Source organism: Protofrankia coriariae, from assembly GCF_001017755.1.
Taxonomy (GTDB): Bacteria; Actinomycetota; Actinomycetes; order Frankiales; family Frankiaceae; genus Protofrankia; species Protofrankia coriariae.
On the sequence record NZ_JWIO01000085.1, the window covers coordinates 1 to 4234 of the forward strand.

7 protein-coding genes are annotated in these 4234 nt (G+C 70.5%); 1 reads left to right on the forward strand and 6 read right to left on the reverse strand.

Features of this window, described 5'->3' with window-relative positions; all coding sequences use genetic code 11:
- Positions 1–110: 110 nt before the first annotated feature.
- The 4 genes from FrCorBMG51_RS24115 to FrCorBMG51_RS24130 all read right to left on the reverse strand — a co-directional run bounded on the left by FrCorBMG51_RS24115 (position 111) and on the right by FrCorBMG51_RS24130 (position 2722).
- Positions 111–341 (reverse strand): hypothetical protein, encoded by a 231-nt coding sequence (locus FrCorBMG51_RS24115; protein WP_047225297.1) that lies wholly within the window; start codon positions 339–341, stop codon positions 111–113.
- The gene (locus FrCorBMG51_RS24120; RefSeq protein ID WP_047225298.1) at positions 338–1861 is read right to left on the reverse strand and encodes an FtsK/SpoIIIE domain-containing protein; all 1524 of its coding nucleotides are present in this window, start codon (positions 1859–1861) and stop codon (positions 338–340) included. Before FrCorBMG51_RS24120 ends, FrCorBMG51_RS24115 begins: the two co-directional genes overlap by 4 nt.
- Before the next feature lie 124 nt (positions 1862–1985).
- On the reverse strand, positions 1986–2303 hold the full coding sequence (locus FrCorBMG51_RS24125) for a hypothetical protein (RefSeq protein WP_235433863.1): 318 nt from the start codon (positions 2301–2303) through the stop codon (positions 1986–1988).
- Entirely contained in the window at positions 2300–2722 is a 423-nt protein-coding gene (locus FrCorBMG51_RS24130) for a hypothetical protein (RefSeq protein ID WP_047225299.1), read from the reverse strand. The genes FrCorBMG51_RS24125 and FrCorBMG51_RS24130 overlap by 4 nt, the downstream gene beginning before the upstream one ends.
- 230 nt (positions 2723–2952) lie before the next feature.
- On the opposite strand from FrCorBMG51_RS24130, the gene FrCorBMG51_RS24135 reads away from it, so the two are divergent.
- Positions 2953–3369: a helix-turn-helix domain-containing protein gene (locus tag FrCorBMG51_RS24135; protein WP_047225300.1), complete on the forward strand. Its 417-nt coding sequence runs from the start codon at positions 2953–2955 to the stop codon at positions 3367–3369.
- An 83-nt stretch (positions 3370–3452) separates the two neighbouring features.
- Here FrCorBMG51_RS24135 and FrCorBMG51_RS32760 read toward each other — a convergent pair whose 3' ends face one another.
- Positions 3453–3587, reverse strand: a complete 135-nt coding sequence (locus FrCorBMG51_RS32760) for a hypothetical protein (RefSeq protein WP_268760600.1) — start codon at positions 3585–3587, stop codon at positions 3453–3455.
- A gap of 116 nt (positions 3588–3703) precedes the next feature.
- Positions 3704–3943, reverse strand: coding sequence for a hypothetical protein (locus tag FrCorBMG51_RS24145; RefSeq protein WP_047225303.1), 240 nt, complete (start codon positions 3941–3943; stop codon positions 3704–3706).
- Positions 3944–4234: the final 291 nt, after the last annotated feature.

Sequence of the window (4234 nt, forward strand, 5' to 3'; positions counted from 1 at the left end):
CAGCCGCAGCCGCGCCGCCCGACTCCCCACCGCCGGGCCGGTGGCCGCGACGGGGCCGATCGGACCGTCCGGATGCGCCGGCAGCCGGCCGGCGGGGTCCGTTCCGTGCTTCATGCGGCCCGCTCCTCCTGATCATGATCATGGTTGTGGTCCGGGCCGTGATCGTCGGCCGGGTCGGGGTCGGGCGGGTGGCCGGGGGGCGGTTCCCGGCAGCCACACACCCGCCCCCGCCCGACCGGCACCCGGCAACCGGTATCGGTGCGGTGCGCCGCCCACAGGTGCCGGCACCAGGAGCACAGCGGCAGCACGAACACCGGGGCGTAGCCGTCCGGTCCGCTCATGCCGCCCAGCCGTTGATGTCCGGGGTCCACCCTGTGCCGGGATCGTCCAGACCGAGCACCGTGCCGGTCACCGGCGGCCGGTAGCGGTGCGCCATCCGGCCGATCTCGGCGTCGTCGACCCAGGCGGCCCGCACCCGCACCGGGTCGGCCTGCCCGTCGGCGAGCACATAGCCGACCCCAGGCAGCCCGTCGGGAATCTCCTCGGCCCGTGCCCCGCGATCCCGGGCACCGTCGCCCAAGACCAGGTCGACTTGGTCGGGTTCGGTCAGCCGCAGCGCGACCCGGACCGGGAACAGGTCCCGGAACGGGAGCACCTCTTTCCGCGGGTCCTGTACCGCCCCGATGACCACCACCCCGGGCGCCCGGCCCTGCGACAGCAACAGCGGCAACGAGGCGGCCAGCCGCCGCTTGAGCTCCCGGTCGGTGACGTAGGCGGTGAGCGCGGCGAGCTCGTCGACGATCACGACGATCAGCGGTTCGTCGGTGGTCGGGGTGTGCAGCCGGGTAACCCCGCGGAGCCGCCCGGCCCGGCCGCGCATGACCGCCACGGCGTCGTCGAGCAGGTCGGCGATGCCGGCGGTGTCGGTGGCGAACCGGGTGAACATGCCCCGGCCGAACGCGAGTTCCATCCCGCCCTTCGGGTCGGCGACCCACAGTTCGACCAGGCCGGCGCGCACCGCCGGGCCGAGCCCGCGGATCGTCGCCCACAGCACCGAGCTCTTGCCCGCCCCGGTGGCCCCGGCCACCAGCACATGGGCGCCGCGGACCGGTAGCCGCCAGGGCTGGCCGTCCTCCTGCCGGCCGATCGGGATCCCGGCCAGGTTCACCGGCGTGCCGTCATCCCAACCGTCGTCGTCCCCGCCGTCGCCATCCGCGTCCGGACCCTCCAGGTCCGCCGGGGGGATGAGTTCGGCCAGCGGGTCACGGTGGGTGAAGTCCAGCCAGAGGTACCCCACCCGATCAGCGCGGATCCGACAGGTCTGCGCGCGGAACGCCTGCCGCAACGCCTCGGCCTGCTCCGCCCACTGCTGCGGGGTCTGCCCGTAGAGCAGTTCGACCCGTAGCCGGTCGGCCCACCGGTCGGAGCGGATCGTGCGGATCCGGGGGAAGGTTTCGGCGAAGGCGACCCGGTCGCCGTTGGACACCGGCACCCGGATCGCCAGCCCGGTATGCACCATCACCGGCCGCCACCGCCACCGGTAGACGGCCAGCAGCCGCAGCCGGCCGTGCAGCCAGCGGGTCAGCCAGGCGAACGACCGGCGATGCGCCAGCCGCCACCCCACCGCCAGCACCACGACGGCGAGGAGCACCAGGCCCAGCCCGGCCAGCCCCCACCGCTCCCGGATCACCAGCACCGTCAACAGCAGACCCACCAGCACCGGATGCCGCAGCACAAAGAGCACCAGCCGGGCGCATATCCGCCCGGCCAGCCCGACCAGCACCACCCACAGCGGCACGTCGACTCTCGGATGCCGGGTCGGCACGTCGGGAAACGGCCGGGAGCCGTTGATTCTGGCCATGACAGATCACACCCACCCTGCATCGCACGAAAAAGAAACGGAAAGAAAGAGGAATCGGCGGACCGGAACCGGCGGAGCGCAAAGAAAGCTCAGACGGCCGTCCCGGTACCCGGGAGAGGCGTGCTCAGGCCGCTGTCGTGGTATCGCTCGTCGAATCGTCGGCGGTGCGGCCTGCCAGCAGCCGTTCGCATGCGCTCAGATAGTCGGTGGCGGCCCGCACCAGCGCCCGCGCGAACACGAGATGATCCGCGGTCACCGTGCCGCCCGACACGGACAGGGACAGGTCGATGTGGCCGGCGTCGACGGTGAGGATCGGCCGCTCGTGCGGGTAGGTGTGGCAGCGCGCCGACCCGTCCGCGCCCACGGCCAGGCCGACATGCCCCCACGACCCGACCGGCATCCGCCCGCCATCGGTGTCCGGGCTGGCTGTTGGCTCGGTCATGCCGCCGCTCCCGTCGAGCCCCGACCACCGGCTGTCGCCCGGACCGGTCGCATACCGGTTGCCCGCAACGCGAATTCCTGCCGCGGCTGGTCACCGTTCGTGCGCACCCACGGGGTGAGCGTCAGTCCGTCGAACTCCACCGGCCGAAACGGCGTGCCCGGCATCGGCTCCGGGGGCACCGGCCGGACAGGAGATGAGATCTTCACCTTCACTTCCGCCGACCCCGCCCGCGCCTGGGGATCGGCGTCCACCACCCGGGCCACCCATACCAACTCGCCGGTGACCTTGTCCCGTTCCTGCACATCCGGAAGGCCCGCCTTCGCCTTCTCATAGTCGCTGGCCGCCTCCACCCCGAGCACATACGCGCCGTGCGGAAACACATCCCCGAACGCCACCGGAATCCGTCGCGGTATCGCCATCGCCGTTTCACCTCGCCCTGCGTCATCAGCGTGCCGGCCGCTGCCGGCCGTCGGTCGTTGCAGGACATACAGTGCACCGCGCGTGAACCGCTCATCAACCATTATGTGCCCGTAGCATGTGAGGTTCACATAAGCGTGCAGCAAAGACCATGCGTCCGGCAGCGGGTCCCGCTGGGATATATGTGTACCTCACATGCCCTACTGTTTGCTTGACAGCTAAAATCGGCGGCATGGAGGAGCAGGAAGAAAGATCGCCCGTCTACACGGCGCGGGGCGCGATCGGGGGTGAGGACTGGGCCGCGGTCGCCGACGCGGTCAACCAGCGGATGGCAGCCCGCCGCATCGGACAGCAGGAACTCGCCGACATCTCCGGCGTGTCCGTGTCCACCGTGCGCCAGATCCAGCATGGCGGTAAGGGTCGGCGGGTCCAGAACAAGACGCTGACAGCGCTTGCCCGCGCGCTCGACTGGCCCGGCGATCACCTGATTCGGGTGCTGGTCGGTGACCAGGCACCGGACGTCCCTGCCGGGGCAACCATGCGGGAGATCCTCGCCGGGATCGACCGCATCGAACAGCAGCTTGCGGACATGAGCCACCGCATGGCCGCCGTCGAGGAACTCGTCACCGCCCAGGGGGCCGGCAGATAAAAGGGCCAGGATCCCCCGATGGCGTTATACCGCCCGGGATCCTGGCCCTTTGCACCCGTGCCGTGAGGGCAGCCCCTAACCGCTCAGTCCGGCGCGGGTAGCTCCCCGGACAGCAGCCGGTCGAATGGTCGGAACACCAGTATTACTTCCACATCGCCGAACGCTTCGGCGAACCCGAGCCCGTCCGGAAGCGCTGCCCAGGCCCGCATCACGTCCACCGGACGATCCGCCGGATAGATCGTGACTGCGCAGTCACCGCCATCCGGATCAGGCCCGGTCACCGGCAACGGACAGCCAGATGTGGTCTCCGGCGGATCGCTCTCCCGGTCGCCGGTCATCGACCGTTGGCCCGCCGCATGGACCGGGCCAGCGCCGCATCCAGCAGCAGCCGCCCTGCCGTCGGCGCCGTGACGCTGTCCACAAAGAAGAACAACGGCGTCACCTGAAAGTCGGACCAGCCGCTTTCCACCGCGAACAGTTCCGCCGACGCGGGCGAATCGAACGCGATCGTGGTGTCGCGGACCCGCCGTTCCTCACCCGGCTCGAACCGCACCACCCCGTACAGGACAGGCATCCGCACATCCGTGGCCCCACCGTCCACCGTGTTCTTCCTGGTTACCGTCACCGGTCGCATCCCGTCCCGCTCTCGTTATCCGCTGGTTGGATGCCGGCCCGGTCCCACGGAGACCACCGCTCGACATGGGACGGGGCCGGCTGCGCCTCAGCCTCACGGCGCCGCACGAGCCCACGGAAGATGCCATTCCCATGTAACTCTCGCCTGCGCCCGACGGACAACCCGTCAACGACAGCCACACGCCCCCGCAATAGGTGAGCTTTCCCTACTAGGACTTGATTAGGTCTGTCT

Bases quoted from the DNA above. Each gene is read 5' to 3' on its own strand.
- FrCorBMG51_RS24130 (WP_047225299.1), bottom strand. From the start codon at position 2,722: ATGGCGATACCGCGACGGATTCCGGTGGCGTTCGGGGATGTGTTTCCG.
- FrCorBMG51_RS24125 (WP_235433863.1), bottom strand. From the start codon at position 2,303: ATGACCGAGCCAACAGCCAGCCCGGACACCGATGGCGGGCGGATGCCG.
- FrCorBMG51_RS24135 (WP_047225300.1), top strand. From the start codon at position 2,953: ATGGAGGAGCAGGAAGAAAGATCGCCCGTCTACACGGCGCGGGGCGCG.
- FrCorBMG51_RS24120 (WP_047225298.1), bottom strand. From the start codon at position 1,861: ATGGCCAGAATCAACGGCTCCCGGCCGTTTCCCGACGTGCCGACCCGG.
- FrCorBMG51_RS24115 (WP_047225297.1), bottom strand. From the start codon at position 341: ATGAGCGGACCGGACGGCTACGCCCCGGTGTTCGTGCTGCCGCTGTGC.
- FrCorBMG51_RS24145 (WP_047225303.1), bottom strand. From the start codon at position 3,943: ATGCCTGTCCTGTACGGGGTGGTGCGGTTCGAGCCGGGTGAGGAACGG.